Annotated in this window: 11 protein-coding genes; 8 read left to right on the plus strand and 3 right to left on the minus strand. The window is 69.3% G+C overall.

The annotated features are described in order from the left end of the window. Positions 1 to 68 precede the first annotated feature (68 nt). On the minus strand, positions 69 to 2,699 hold the full coding sequence (gene valS, locus ABN028_RS09330) for a valine--tRNA ligase (protein WP_349696306.1): 2,631 nt from the start codon (positions 2,697 to 2,699) through the stop codon (positions 69 to 71). A 267-nt stretch (positions 2,700 to 2,966) separates the two neighbouring features. On the opposite strand from valS, the gene ABN028_RS09335 reads away from it, so the two are divergent. Together ABN028_RS09335 and ABN028_RS09340 are read left to right on the plus strand one after the other, a co-directional pair. Next, the gene (locus ABN028_RS09335; RefSeq protein WP_349696307.1) at positions 2,967 to 3,326 is read left to right on the plus strand and encodes a hypothetical protein; all 360 of its coding nucleotides are present in this window, start codon (positions 2,967 to 2,969) and stop codon (positions 3,324 to 3,326) included. Further along, positions 3,319 to 3,777 (plus strand): hypothetical protein, encoded by a 459-nt coding sequence (locus ABN028_RS09340; protein WP_349326084.1) that lies wholly within the window; start codon positions 3,319 to 3,321, stop codon positions 3,775 to 3,777. Before ABN028_RS09335 ends, ABN028_RS09340 begins: the two co-directional genes overlap by 8 nt. A 261-nt stretch (positions 3,778 to 4,038) precedes the next feature. Here ABN028_RS09340 and ABN028_RS09345 read toward each other — a convergent pair whose 3' ends face one another. Further along, positions 4,039 to 4,671 carry a GNAT family N-acetyltransferase gene (locus tag ABN028_RS09345; RefSeq protein WP_349696308.1) on the minus strand — a complete coding sequence of 211 codons (633 nt, stop codon included), beginning with the start codon at positions 4,669 to 4,671 and terminating at the stop codon, positions 4,039 to 4,041. 73 nt (positions 4,672 to 4,744) lie between these two features. Between ABN028_RS09345 and ABN028_RS09350 the strand changes: the two genes are divergently transcribed. From ABN028_RS09350 to ndk, 6 genes are all read left to right on the plus strand, one after another. Next, positions 4,745 to 7,453: a valine--tRNA ligase gene (locus ABN028_RS09350; protein WP_349696309.1), complete on the plus strand. Its 2,709-nt coding sequence runs from the start codon at positions 4,745 to 4,747 to the stop codon at positions 7,451 to 7,453. Between the two features lie 69 nt (positions 7,454 to 7,522). Next, positions 7,523 to 7,756, plus strand: coding sequence for a DUF6364 family protein (locus ABN028_RS09355; RefSeq protein WP_349326087.1), 234 nt, complete (start codon positions 7,523 to 7,525; stop codon positions 7,754 to 7,756). Between the two features lie 5 nt (positions 7,757 to 7,761). Continuing rightward, positions 7,762 to 8,193: a PIN domain-containing protein gene (locus tag ABN028_RS09360; RefSeq protein ID WP_349326088.1), complete on the plus strand. Its 432-nt coding sequence runs from the start codon at positions 7,762 to 7,764 to the stop codon at positions 8,191 to 8,193. Positions 8,194 to 8,326: 133 nt separating this feature from the next. Then, a complete protein-coding gene (locus tag ABN028_RS09365) occupies positions 8,327 to 9,706 on the plus strand; it encodes a bifunctional folylpolyglutamate synthase/dihydrofolate synthase (protein WP_349326089.1) in 1,380 nt (459 codons plus the stop codon). A gap of 10 nt (positions 9,707 to 9,716) precedes the next feature. Then, complete coding sequence (locus ABN028_RS09370; protein WP_349696310.1) at positions 9,717 to 10,187, plus strand: DUF4233 domain-containing protein; 471 nt, start codon at positions 9,717 to 9,719, stop codon at positions 10,185 to 10,187. Positions 10,188 to 10,261: 74 nt separating this feature from the next. Then, complete coding sequence (gene ndk, locus ABN028_RS09375; RefSeq protein WP_349326091.1) at positions 10,262 to 10,672, plus strand: nucleoside-diphosphate kinase; 411 nt, start codon at positions 10,262 to 10,264, stop codon at positions 10,670 to 10,672. Positions 10,673 to 11,032: 360 nt separating this feature from the next. Here the strand turns inward: ndk and ABN028_RS09380 are convergent, their stop codons facing one another. Further along, positions 11,033 to 12,697 (minus strand): glutamate--tRNA ligase, encoded by a 1,665-nt coding sequence (locus ABN028_RS09380; RefSeq protein WP_349326092.1) that lies wholly within the window; start codon positions 12,695 to 12,697, stop codon positions 11,033 to 11,035. Positions 12,698 to 12,782 lie beyond the last annotated feature (85 nt).

Below are 12,782 nucleotides of genomic sequence, written 5' to 3' on the forward strand. Positions count from 1 at the left end.
GCCCGCGATGACCTGTTGGAGGTTCGTCGGCTTCTAGGGCGACGAACCTCCAACAACTGACGAGGCGGTCAGGCGTCGACCGTCACGGCCGTGTCCGCGTCCGGATGCAGGTCGAGGACGCCGATCCGGCCGGCGTTGCGGAGGTCCGCGGCGGCTGCGGCGATCCTGTCAAGCTCGGCTTGCGCCCCGCGCACGGTGACCCGGGACAGCTCTGCCTTCATGGACAGCTTGCGAGCCGACTTCGCTCCGCGGACGGCCGCGAGAACGGTGCTGATCGCGCTCAGGAGGGCTGGGTCGCCGTCCAGGTGGGCGAACTCCTCGCCGCTCGGCCACGACGCACGGTGGATGGAACCTTCCTGCCACCATGACCAGACCTCCTCGGTCACGAACGGCATGTACGGCGCGAAGAGCCGCAGCTGCACCGACAGGGCGAGTGTCAAGGCCGCCTTGGCAGACGTACTCCCCGCGTTGTTCGCAGCGCCGTTACCCGCACCGTCCTCGTCACCCAGACCGGCGTACGCACGATCCTTCACGAGTTCCAGGTAGTCGTCGCAGAAGTCCCAGAAGAACCTCTCGGCCGTCTCCAGGGCGCTCGTGTAGTCGTACACGTCGAGTGATTCCGTCGCCGCCCGCACCACCTCGGCGAGGCGGGTGAGCATGGCACGGTCGAGCGGCTCGGTCACCTGCGTGGGATCGGGCGCCGCCGAGCCGAGTCCGAGCACGAACCTGCTGGCATTGAGGATCTTCGTCGCGAGCCGCCGGCCGACCTTCATCTGCGCCTCGTCGAACGGCGAGTCCAGACCCGGCCGGGCACCGGCTGCCCGCCAGCGCACTGCGTCGGTGCCGTAGCGGTGCAGCACGTCGATCGGCGTACTGGCGTTGCCGGTCGACTTGCCCATCTTCTTGCGGTCGGGGTCCACCACGAAGCCCGAGATCGCCGCACGCTTCCACGGCAGCGAGTCGTGTGCGAGGTGGGAACGCACGACGGTGTCGAAGAGCCAGGTCCGGATGATGTCGTGGGCCTGGGCGTGCAGGTCCATCGGGAAGGTCTTCGCCCACAGGTCCGGGTCGCGTTCCCACCCGCAGATGATCTCCGGCGTCAGGGACGAGGTGGCCCAGCTGTCCATGACGTCAGGGTCGGCGATGAACCCACCGGGAACGCCACGCTGGTCTGCGCGGTAGCCGTCGGGAACGTCCGAGGTCGGGTCGATCGGCAACCGGTCCTCACCAGGCAGGAGCGGCCGGTCGTAGTCCGGATCACCCGCGGCATTCAGCGGATACCACACCGGGAACGGCACCCCGAAGAACCGCTGCCGGCTGATCAACCAGTCGCCGGTCAGCCCTTCGACCCAGTGTTCGTACCGGTGGCGCATGAAGTCAGGGGTCCAACCCAGCTCGCGACCACGCGCAAGGAGAGCTTGACGTAGCGTCGGATCCGTTCCACCGTTACGGATGTACCACTGCCGGCTGGTCACGATCTCGAGCGGCAGCTCGCCCTTCTCGTAGAACTTCACCGGATGGGTGATCTCACGAGGTTCGCCGATCATCTCACCGGACTCGCCCAACAGCTCGACCATCCGCCGCTGTGCCTGCTTGACGGTGCGGCCGGCGAGTTCCGCGTACGCCGTTTTCCCTTGTGGGGCAAGGCCTTCTGGCGGATCGGCGAGGAACCGTCCGTTACGTCCGATCACCGCGCGGATCGGCAGGTCGAGCTCGCGCCACCAGGTGACGTCGGTGGTGTCGCCGAAGGTACAGATCATGGCGATCCCGGTGCCCTTCTCGGGATCGGCCAGCCGATGGGCGAGGACCGGGACCCGCGCACCGAACACCGGCGTACGCACGGTCGATCCGAACATCGGCTGGTAGCGCGCGTCATCTGGATGCGCGACGAGTGCGACGCAGGCAGGCAGGAGTTCGGGCCGGGTGGTCTCGATCTCGATCGTGCGGGGGTACTCGTTCGGGCGGGCGTTGTCAGAGCCTTCGTCGGCGTGGAACGCCACACGGTAGAAGGCTCCGGGGCGTTCCCTGTCGTCGAGTTCGGCCTGGGCGACCGCGGTCTGGAACGTCACGTCCCACAAGGTCGGCGCCTCCGCCTGGTAGGCCTCGCCACGGGCCAGGTTGCGAAGGAACGCCCGCTGCGACACCTGGCGGGCGGGTGCGCCGATCGTTGTGTAGAGCTGCGACCAGTCGACCGAGAGCCCGACCTGACGCCAGAGTCGCTCGTAGGCCTGCTCATCCTGCAGGGTCAGGGTTTCGCAGAGTTCGATGAAGTTCCGCCGGGAGATGGCGGTCTGCTGGTCGCGGATCGCCTTGGGCCGCTGGTTGCGCGGCGTCGCGACGAGGTTCGGGTCGTACGCCAACGACGGATCGCACCTGACGCCGTAGTAGTTCTGCACCCGGCGTTCGGTGGGCAGGCCGTTGTCGTCCCAGCCCATGGGGTAGAAGACCTCGCGTCCGCGCATGCGCTGGAAGCGGGCCACGATGTCGGTGTGGGTGTAGGAGAAGACGTGGCCGACGTGCAGGTCGCCGGACGCCGTGGGCGGGGGCGTGTTGATCGAGAAGATCTGCTCGGCCGGCGCTGCGGGGTCGAACCGGTAGGTGTCGTTGGCGTCCCAGGAGTGCAGCCACTTGTCCTCGAGACCGTCGAGGGAGGGCCGGTCGGGAATCTGGATGGGCGTGGGCATGTCTGCAGGCAGCATGGATGGCTCACCTTCGAGATGTCGCGGCACGCGTCGTGGGCGTGCCACGCAAAAGGTCGGAAGAACGAGAGGGTTCGGAGAGCGCTCAGAGGCGCGTGGCTACTCGCGCCCGCGCGCTGCCGACGCGGGCGTGGACGCTGTGAGGGTGCGCTCCGTTAGCCATCGGGGCCAATGCTAACCCAAAGCCTCGACCCACCGCAGTTCTACTACCGTACGTAGTACTACAATGCGGAGAATCCTGCATGCCCACCTGACGGAGGAAGCGCGATGATCGGCGTCCTGGTGACCGTGCTCGTGGTGCTGGGGCTGGTGTTTTCCGTAGGTTCGTTGCTGACCGGCCTGTTCAACCGGATCCCGGGGATCGTTCTGGTCGGCGGAGCCGCGCTGCTGGAGCTCGCGCTGATCGGCCAGCTCATCGCCGCGGTCGTGCTGATGCTGGGCGGTGAGCGGCCGGCGGAGTTCGCGACGTTCCTCGCGTACCTCGTCGTCTCGGTGCTCGTGCTGCCGATCGCCGTCCTGTGGGCCGCGTCGGAACGCAACCGGTGGAGCGGAGTGGTCCTCGGGGTCGGCGGACTGGTCGTCGTCGTTCTCGTCGTACGCCTGCAACAGGTGTGGGCCGGTGTCTGACGGGCTCGAGACCCCTGACCGGCCTCGACGACCCGGCGCGCCGGCGCCGGGCGGCGGCCACCCCAGGTCGACCCGGTCCGGGCCCGGCCGGGTGCTCGTCGCGGTGTACGCGGTCTTCGCGGTGGCCGCCAGCGCCCGGGCGGCGGTCCAGATCGCGTCGCGGTTCGATGAGGCGCCGGTGGCCTACGCACTCTCGGCGTTCTCGGCCATCGTCTACGTGGTGGCGACCGTCGCCCTGGCCCGTGGCGGTCGGGTCGCCCGGCCGGTTGCGTACGCCGCGTGCGGGATCGAACTCGCGGGGGTCCTTGCGATCGGGACGTTCAGCGTCCTCGACCCGGCGGCGTTTCCGGACGAGACGGTGTGGTCGGCATACGGGCGCGGCTACCTCTTCATCCCGCTCGTCCTCCCCGTCCTCGGCCTGCTCTGGCTCCGTCGCACTGCCCGCGGCTGACGTTGGCCATGGCAGGTGACCGCTCCTGGCCTGGTCGGCTGGGCTTGTGGGCTGTGGGGCAGGTGTCGGTGCCTGTGGGGTGGTGAGTGGCCTGGCTGGCTGGGTTTGTGGGCCTGGATGCGGGCCTCGGTGATCGAGGGAGGACCGGCTGGCACTCGGTGATCGAGGGGCTCGGCTACTGGCCTGGTCGGCTGGGCCTGTGGCCTCGGACGAGGCATCGGCGCCTGGTCATGTGACCACCAGCATGGGCAGCGTGGTCATTTACCGCAGGTGCTTCACCCGCGTCTCGGCGGACTCGTCGACGGCGACGATCTCGTACCCCTCTGAGGCGTAGAGGCGGGCGGCCGGGTTGGCACGCTCCACGCTCAGGCTCAGCCGGGAGACTCCGGCGGCCCTGGCCCGGTCGGCGATCCCGCGCAGCAGGGCCCGCCCGAGGCCACGGCCGCGCCACGACGCCACGACGGCGATGCCGATCTCGGGTACGTCGTCGGCCACGTAGCCGTAGCCCGGCTCGGCTGACGAGAAGTACCGCCACCACGCCGCCCCGATCGGCACAGGACCCGTGCCGATCGAACCCGAACCGGCGTCTGTCGACCCCGAAACCGGCCCGGTCGACCCCGAACCGGCGCGGGTCGACCCGGGACCCGCGCCCGTCGCGGAGGGACCTCCGCCGCTCGCGGTACCCGACGTCTGGGCGATCACCCCCTCCTCACCGGCCGCCGGCCAGCCTTCGACGTACTTCGCGAGCGCCGGATCGGCCAGCAACTGCGCCATCGTGAAGGGGGTCCGGTCGGGATCCCAGTTGAACGCCTCCAGCGTCATCAGCGCGATGAAGTCGGCGTCGCTGTCCGTCGCCGGTCGTACGACATAGGAGGATTCCGTCGGCTCGCTCACCCGCACGAGTCTGCCGCCGACCCGCCCGACCGCCATCGCGGGGTGGGGCGGGAGGGTCCCTACACTGCACCGCATGAGTGCGCCCGAGCGTCCCGATCCCTCCCCGCAGGCCCCAGCACCGGCTCCCGCGCAGGCCCCAACCTCAGCGCAGCCCCCGGCTCGCACGCCCGCGCGCGAACTGCCTCAGGCGTTCGCCCCTGCCGAGGTCGAGCAGCGGTTGTACGACCGGTGGATCGAGCGCGGGTACTTCTCCGCGGGTGGCGAGGGCTCGGACAAGCCGGCGTACTCCATCGTCATCCCACCGCCCAACGTCACCGGCTCCCTGCACGTCGGCCACGCGCTCGACCACACGATCCAGGACGTCCTGATCCGCCGCCGCAGGATGCAGGGCTACGACGCCCTCTGGCTCCCGGGCATGGACCACGCCGGCATCGCCACCCAGAACGTCGTCGAACGCGAACTCGCCAAGGAAGGACTCTCCCGCCACGACCTCGGCCGGCAGGCGTTCGTCGAGCGCGTCTGGCAGTGGAAAGCCGAGTCCGGTGGCGCGATCCTCGGCCAGATGCGCCGGCTCGGCGACTCGGTCGACTGGAGCCGCGAGTGCTTCACGATGGACGAGAGCCGTTCGCGCGCCGTGCTCACGATGTTCAAGCGGTTGTACGAGGACGACCTGATCTACCGCGCCGAACGCATCATCAACTGGTGTCCCCGCTGCCTCACCGCACTGTCCGACATCGAGGTCGAGCACTCCGACGACGACGGCGAGCTGACGTCGATCCGCTACGGCGAAGGGGACGCCTCCGTCGTCGTCGCGACGACGAGACCCGAGACGATGCTCGGCGACACGGCGGTGGCCGTCCACCCCAGCGACGAGCGGTACGCCCACCTGGTCGGCACCGAGGTGGAGCTGCCGTTGACCGGGCGGCGGATCCCGATCGTGGCCGACGTCCACGTCGACCCGGAGTTCGGCACCGGCGCGGTCAAGGTCACGCCGGCGCACGACCCCAACGACTTCGAGATCGGCCAGCGGCACGACCTGCCGAGCATCACGATCATGGACGAGCACGGGGTGATCACCGCCCACGGTCCGTTCCAGGGGCTGGACCGGTTCGAGGCACGTCCCGCCGTCGTCGCCGCGCTGCGGGAGCAGAGCCGGATCGTGAAGGAGGTACGCCCGTACCGCCACGCCGTCGGCCATTGCCAGCGCTGCGACACGGTGGTCGAGCCCCGCGTCTCGTTGCAGTGGTTCGTCCGGGTGGAGCCGCTGGCCGCGGCCGCGAGCGACGCCGTACGCGACGGCCGGATCGAGATCCACCCGCCCGAGATGGCGAAGCGGTACTTCTCCTGGGTCGACCACATGCACGACTGGTGCATCTCCCGCCAGCTGTGGTGGGGGCACCGGATTCCCGTCTGGTACGGCCCGGCCGGCGAGGTCGTGTGTGTCGGCCCGGACGACGAGCCTCCCACCGGCGACGGCTGGACACAGGACGAGGACGTGCTCGACACCTGGTTCTCGTCCGGGCTGTGGCCGGTGTCGACGCTCGGCTGGCCCGATGAGACGCCCGACCTCGCGCGCTACCACCCGACAAGCGTTCTGGTCACCGGCTACGACATCCTCTTCTTCTGGGTGGCGCGGATGGCGATGTTCGGGCTCTACGCCATGCAGGACAAGGGCCCCGTCCACTCCGTCCCCTTCAGGGCCGTCGTCCTCCACGGCATGGTCCGCGACGCCCACGGCAAGAAGATGTCGAAGTCGTTCGGCAACGTCGTCGATCCGCTGGACTGGATCACCCGCTACGGCGCGGACGCGACGCGGTTCACCCTGGCCCGCGGCGCCAACCCCGGCGCCGACGTACCCGTCAGCGAGGAGTGGTGCCAGGGCTCGCGCAACTTCGCCACCAAGCTGTGGAACGCGACCCGCTTCGCGCTGATGAACGGTGCCGATCCCGCCCTGCCGCTGCCGCCCGCCGACCAGCGGTCGGCCGCCGACCGGTGGATCCTGTCTCGGCTGCACCGGTTGATCGCCGAGGTCGACGCGTCGTACGAGACGTACGAGTTCGCGAAGGTGTGCGAGGCGATTCAGGCATTTGCGTGGAGCGAGTTCTGCGACTGGTACCTCGAGCTTGCCAAGACGACCTTGACAGCGGGCGGTGCGGCGGCTGACGGCACGCGGGCGGTCCTTGGACACGTGCTCGACCGCCTGCTGCGGCTGCTCCACCCGGTGATGCCGTTCGTGACCGAGGAGCTGTGGCTCGCCGTCACGAGAGGCGAGTCGGTGGTCGTCGCGGAGTGGCCGGCCGCCGACCCGTCGTATGCCGATGACGAGGCGGAGGCGGAGATCGGGTCACTGCAGCGGCTGGTGACCGAGGTCCGGCGCTTCCGGTCCGACCAGGGCCTGAAGCCTGGTCAGCGCGTGCCGGCCCAGCTGGTGGGGATCAACGCGACCGTTCTCGCGTCCCATGAGCGGGCCATTCGTACCCTCCTGCGGCTCGAGGCGCCCGGTGACGGCTTCTCGCGGACGGCGTCGGTGCTGATCGAGAACGTCACCGTCGAGCTCGACACCGCCGGCACGATCGACGTCGGCGCCGAGCGCAAGCGCCTGGAGAAGGACCTCGGCAGCGCCCGCAAGGAGCGGGACCAGGCGGGCCGGAAGTTGGGCAACACGGACTTCCTGGCGAAGGCGCCGGCCGCCGTGGTGGAGAAGGTCCGCGGCCAGCTCGCGTCGGCCGACGCCGAGATCGCCCGGATCGAGAGCCAGCTGGCCGGCCTGCCCGAGGGCTGACGGGATGCCACGGATTCGCCAGCGGCGAATCCCGTGGCATCCGCGTGCTCCACGTGACAGACTGTGGGCATGGCTAAGCGGAACCTCACCGTCCAACTCGACGAGGAAACAATCGCCAAGGCCCGCGTCCTCGCCGCGAACCGCGGCACGTCGGTGAGTCGGCTGGTCGCTCAGCAGATCGAAGATCTCACCGCCGCTGACGAGCGCTACAACGAGGCGTGGCGGATCGCGCGGGAGTCGCTCGAGGACGCCACTCACGGGGGAGGCCGGAACTGGAAGCGCGAAGATCTCTACGACCGTTGACGCTGGTGCCTCCACTGACCTTCGTCGACACCAACATCCTGGCCTATGCCTACGATCTGGACGAGGCGAAGAAACGACCAATCGCCCTGGAGGCGCTGGACATCCTCTGGCGCACAAAGGCCGGCGTCGTCAGCACGCAAGTTCTGCAGGAGTTCTACAACACGGCGACGCGGCGTTTCCGGCAGCCGCTGTCACATGCAGCTGCGCGCAGGGTGCTTCGCGGCTACTCCGGATGGCCAGTGGTATCGCCCGACGCTGCGTTGATCCTCGCTGCGTCGGAGTTGCACGAGCGGCATTCGGTGTCGTTCTGGGACGCCCTGATCGTCGAGGCTGCCCGACGTGCCGGTGCGAGCAGGTTGCTCACCGAGGACCTCCAGCACGGCCGAACGTTCGGCGCTCTCACCGTGGAGAACCCCTTCGCCGACGCCTCCGGCTAACGGCACGTCGGTGGACGCGTGATGGTGCGGCCACCAGCCGGCGCGCCGCCAGCTCGATGAACCCCCTCTCACCGCGTGGGCCGACCGGCGCGGAACAATACGTGGGTGACCCAGACAGCGATCGAAGGCAGGCATGGCCAGTCCTGAGGAGCGTGCGAACGCGAAGACCACCGGTTCGGCGTACGTCGAGGCGGAGAAGGCACTGCTCGGTCGGCTCGCCGAGCACAAGTCGATCGAGCGACCCGACATCAACCGGATCCGCCACCTCTGCGAACTGCTCGGCGACCCGCAGCACTCGGCCCCGGTCATCCACATCACCGGTACGAACGGCAAGACCACCACGGCCCGGATGATCGACGCCCTGCTGGTGGCGTTCGGCCTGCGGACAGGGCGGCTCACGAGCCCGCACCTGGCCGAGGTACGCGAGCGGATCAGCCTGTCGGGCGAGCCGGTGGAGCCGGACCGCTTCGTCGAGGCGTACGCGGAGCTCGCCCCCTTCCTCGAACTCGCCGATGCCCGGCTCGACCGGCCCCTGTCGTTCTTCGAGGCCTCCACAGCGCTGGGCTTCGCGGTCTTCACCGACGCTCCGGTCGACGTCGCCGTGCTCGAGGTCGGTCTCGGCGGCCGATGGGACACCACCAACGTCGCCGATGGCAAGGTGGCCGTGGTCACGCCGGTCGCGGTGGACCACGCGAAGTACCTCGGGAGTACGCCGGCGGAGATCGCGGAGGAGAAGGCCGGCATCATCAAGCCGGGCGCCGTTGCGGTGATCGCCCAGCAGGAGCTGGAGGTCGCCGAGGTCCTGATGCGCCGGGCCGCCGAGGTCGGCGCGAGCGTGGCGCGGGAGGGGCTGGAGTTCGGCGTCGTCGAACGTGAGCTCGCCGTGGGCGGGCAGCAGGTCACGATCCAAGGGCTGTCCGGGACGTACGACGGGATCTACCTCCCGCTGCACGGCGTCCACCAGGCGCACAACGCCGCGTGCGCGCTCGCCGCGGTCGAGGCGTTCCTCGCAGGTGGCGTGACCGAAGGCGAGGGCCTGGACGCCGAGCTGGTCCGGGCCGGCTTCGCGGCGGTGAGCTCACCCGGTCGGCTGGAGGTCGTACGCCGGAGCCCGGCGGTCGTGCTCGACGCCGCCCACAACCCGCATGGCGCGCGGGCGACAGCGGCCGCGGTGGGGGAGGCGTTCTCGTTCGAGCCGCTCGTCGGCTGTGTCGCGATGATGCAGGACAAGGACATCGAAGGCGTGCTGGAGGCGTTCGAGCCGGTGATGGACCGGATCGTGTGTACGCAGAACTCCACCGCCCGGGCGATGCCCGCCGCTGAACTGGCCGAGGTCGCCGTCGACATCTTCGGCGAGGACCGGGTCGAGACGGCCGCGGGCCTCGACGACGCGATCGACCTCGCGGTCCGGCTCGCCGAAGAACAGAGCACCGCCCTCGGCAGCGGCGGCGTCCTCATCACAGGGTCCGTCATCACCGCCGGCGAGGCGCGGGTCCTGCTCGGGGCCGGGTGAGTTGGCGGTCATGCGTCCGGTCCTGTCGGCGATCCTGGTGTTCGAGGCGATCATCGTCGCGCTCGCGATTCCGGTCGCGGTCGCACTGAGTGGTGTGGACGGAGGGCTCGCCGGCGCGGTGGGTGCGGGACTCGCGGTGGCGTGCCTCGTGGTGACGGGTCTGCTGCGCTACCGGGTGGGGCGGATCGCCGGCTCGGTGTTGCAGGTCGTCGCGATCGGGCTGGGGTTCGTCGTACCGCTGATGTTCCTCCTCGGGGCGATCTTTGCCGTGCTGTGGTTCGTGTGCCTGCGCCTCGACCGGCGGATCACGGCGGAACGCGCGGAGCGCGAGAACGCTGAACGTGAGGGTGCCGGGCGTGAGGGTGCCGAGCGTGAGGGCGCGGAGCGTGAGGGCGCGGAGCGCGAGAACGCAGAACGTGAGGGCGCAGAGGGCGCGCGGGCTGAACCGGAGGGCGGGCAGCGGCGAGACCCGGATACGTGAGGGGCGCGCGGTGAGCGTGGCCGCACCGACCCGTTACGCTGCGCACGTTTGATCGCCTCTGGAGGAGTTGACGCGTGTCCGAGCGCACCCTGGTCCTACTCAAGCCCGACGCCGTACGCCGGGGTCTTGTCGGCGAGATCCTTGGCAGATTCGAACGCAAGGGGCTCACCCTTGTCGCCATGGACCTGCGGACGATCGACGGTGCCATGTCGGACCGGCACTACGCCGAGCATGTGGAGAAGGCGTTCTACCCGCCGTTGCGCGACTTCGTGACGAGTGGTCCGCTGGTGGCCGCGGTACTCGAGGGTGACGAGGCGATCGAGGTCGTACGCCTGATGTGCGGTGCGACGGACGCCCGCAAGGCCGCGGCGGGGACGATCCGGGGAGACCTCGCCCTGTCCAATCGAGAGAACCTCGTCCACGGCTCAGACTCGCCCGAGTCGGCGAAGCGTGAGATCGCCCTCTGGTTCCCCCACCTCGCCTGACGGCCTGTTCTCCTCCGCGAACGTCCCGCCGGCGCCGCCTCCCCGTGATCATGATCGTGATCATGAAGCTTTGGCGTACGTATTGCCCCGTTTCTCTTCATGGTCCGGTTTCGCTTCATGACCGCGCTATGGCCCGGTCTCGCTACCCGGTCTCGCTACCCGGTCTCCTTCATGGTCCGGAGTCGGAGGTCGCGGAACCACGATCATGAACGCAAACAGAATGGTGAACGTCACGCGGACCTATGGCCCCGTTTACTTTCATGATCACGATCATGATCACAAGGGGATCAGCATTCGTCGGAGGGTAGGCATCCTGGGGGGTAGGCAACTGTCAACGAACCCGCGAAGGGATCAGGCCGCTCAGCCGGAAGCGAGAGCGCGGACCCGGCGGACGACCTCCTCGGGCCCCAGCGCCTGCGCCACCGCGAAGAGGTCCGGACTCCGCGTCGAACCCGTGAGCGCCACCCGGATCGCCTGCGCCGCCTCACGAATCGACCCCGGATAGGCGTCCGGATCCCGCTTGTACTCCTTCGCGTTCTTGGCGAACCCGTGCCGCGCGGCCAGCGCCCGGATCTGACCGAACCACTCCTGCGGATCGTCGAGTGGCTGGTAGCCGGACGCGAACTCCTCCGCCACCGTGCGTACGAGCTCCGGCGCCAGCCCACCGAGCCGCGGATCGGCGGCGTCGGAGACGACCTCGAACAGCCCCGGGAAGAAGAAGCCGTACGCCGGACGGAAGTCCGACCACTTGCGCAGGTCCTTGCGCGGGTTGTCGACCCCTTCCCGTTCGACCGCGAGGGCACGCAGCGCCAGGTCGCGCTCGCCGTCCAGCACCGCCCGCACCGGTGGGTCGTAGGTCGCGGCCCACTCCTTGACCGCCTCCAGAATCGTCTCGCCGGACAGGGCGGCGATGTGGTCGGCACTGATGTCCTCGAGCTTCACGACGTCGAAGAGTGGACCCGCGACCCCGAACTCGGCCAACGAGATGGGCGTCGCCAGCGCCTCGTCCAGCGGCAGGTCGGCGAGCCGCCCGTTGGCCAGTCCGCGCAGGTAGTGGAGCACCGCCTCCCGGGGATATCCGGCCTCGATGTAGAAGTCGACCGACATCTCCGGGTCCTTGCGCTTGGACAGCTTGCGCTTGCTGCCCCCCTCCTGCTTGAGGAGTGGCGCGATGTGGGCGTACTCCGGCGGCTCGAAGCCCAACGCCTCGAACAGCTGCAGGTGCAGCGGCACCGACGAGATCCACTCCTCGCCTCGGATCACGAGGTTGACCCGCATCAGGTGGTCGTCGACGGCGTGCGCGAAGTGGTAGGTCGGCAGCCGTGGCTCGGTGTCGGACGACTTGAGGATCACGGCGTCGTTGCGGTTGGCCTCGTGCTCCAGCGGGCCGCGGATCGCGTCGACGAAGCGGGCCCGCGCACCGGTCTCGCCCGGCGAGCGGAAGCGCACGACGTACGCCTCCCCGGCGGCGAGCCGCTTCTCGACCTCCTCCGCGGGCGCATCGCGCCACGTCGCCCATTTGCCGTAGTAGCCCGTGGGAAGCCGCGCCGCCTGCTGTGCTTTCGTGGTGCGCTCGAGGTCCTCCTTGGTGGCGAAGCAGAGGTAGGCCTTGCCTTGGCGGAGCAGCTCACGGACGTACGACTGGTAGATGAGGGAGCGCTGTGTCTGCCGGTACGGACCATAGGCCCCGGACTCTCCGTGTCCGGCGACGTCTTCTGCCTCGTCCGGCGTGATCCCGAAGTACGCGAACGCCCGCTCGAACTGCTCGAGTGCCCCCGCGACCTCCCGCGCCTGGTCGGTGTCCTCGACGCGGAGGATGTACACACCGTCGGTGGAGTGTGCGATGTCGCGGTCGATCATGGCGACGTACATGAGACCGATGTGCGGCGAGCCGGTGGGCGACGGACCGACCCGGGTGACCTTCGCTCCCTCGGGCAGGTCGCGCGGTGGAAAGCGCTGCTCCCAGTCCGCCGGCTCCGGAAGGTCGGCGGGAAAGAGGGCGTCGACGGCGGCGCGGTCGAGCATCGGTGGCGGCTCCACATTCTGGAAGGGCATATCTTCGTCGGGGCTTCGTCGGGGCGGGCTCGGTTCTCCGGTGGGGGTTCGGCGC

This window comes from Actinopolymorpha sp. B17G11, from assembly GCF_040196095.1.
GTDB lineage: Bacteria > Actinomycetota > Actinomycetes > Propionibacteriales > Actinopolymorphaceae > Thermasporomyces.

Coding starts and splice junctions, on each gene's coding strand:
- valS (WP_349696306.1), bottom strand. CDS start 2,699: ATGCTGCCTGCAGACATGCCCACGCCCATCCAGATTCCCGACCGGCCC.
- ABN028_RS09335 (WP_349696307.1), top strand. CDS start 2,967: ATGATCGGCGTCCTGGTGACCGTGCTCGTGGTGCTGGGGCTGGTGTTT.
- ABN028_RS09350 (WP_349696309.1), top strand. CDS start 4,745: ATGAGTGCGCCCGAGCGTCCCGATCCCTCCCCGCAGGCCCCAGCACCG.
- ABN028_RS09355 (WP_349326087.1), top strand. CDS start 7,523: ATGGCTAAGCGGAACCTCACCGTCCAACTCGACGAGGAAACAATCGCC.
- ABN028_RS09365 (WP_349326089.1), top strand. CDS start 8,327: ATGGCCAGTCCTGAGGAGCGTGCGAACGCGAAGACCACCGGTTCGGCG.
- ABN028_RS09370 (WP_349696310.1), top strand. CDS start 9,717: ATGCGTCCGGTCCTGTCGGCGATCCTGGTGTTCGAGGCGATCATCGTC.
- ABN028_RS09380 (WP_349326092.1), bottom strand. CDS start 12,697: ATGCTCGACCGCGCCGCCGTCGACGCCCTCTTTCCCGCCGACCTTCCG.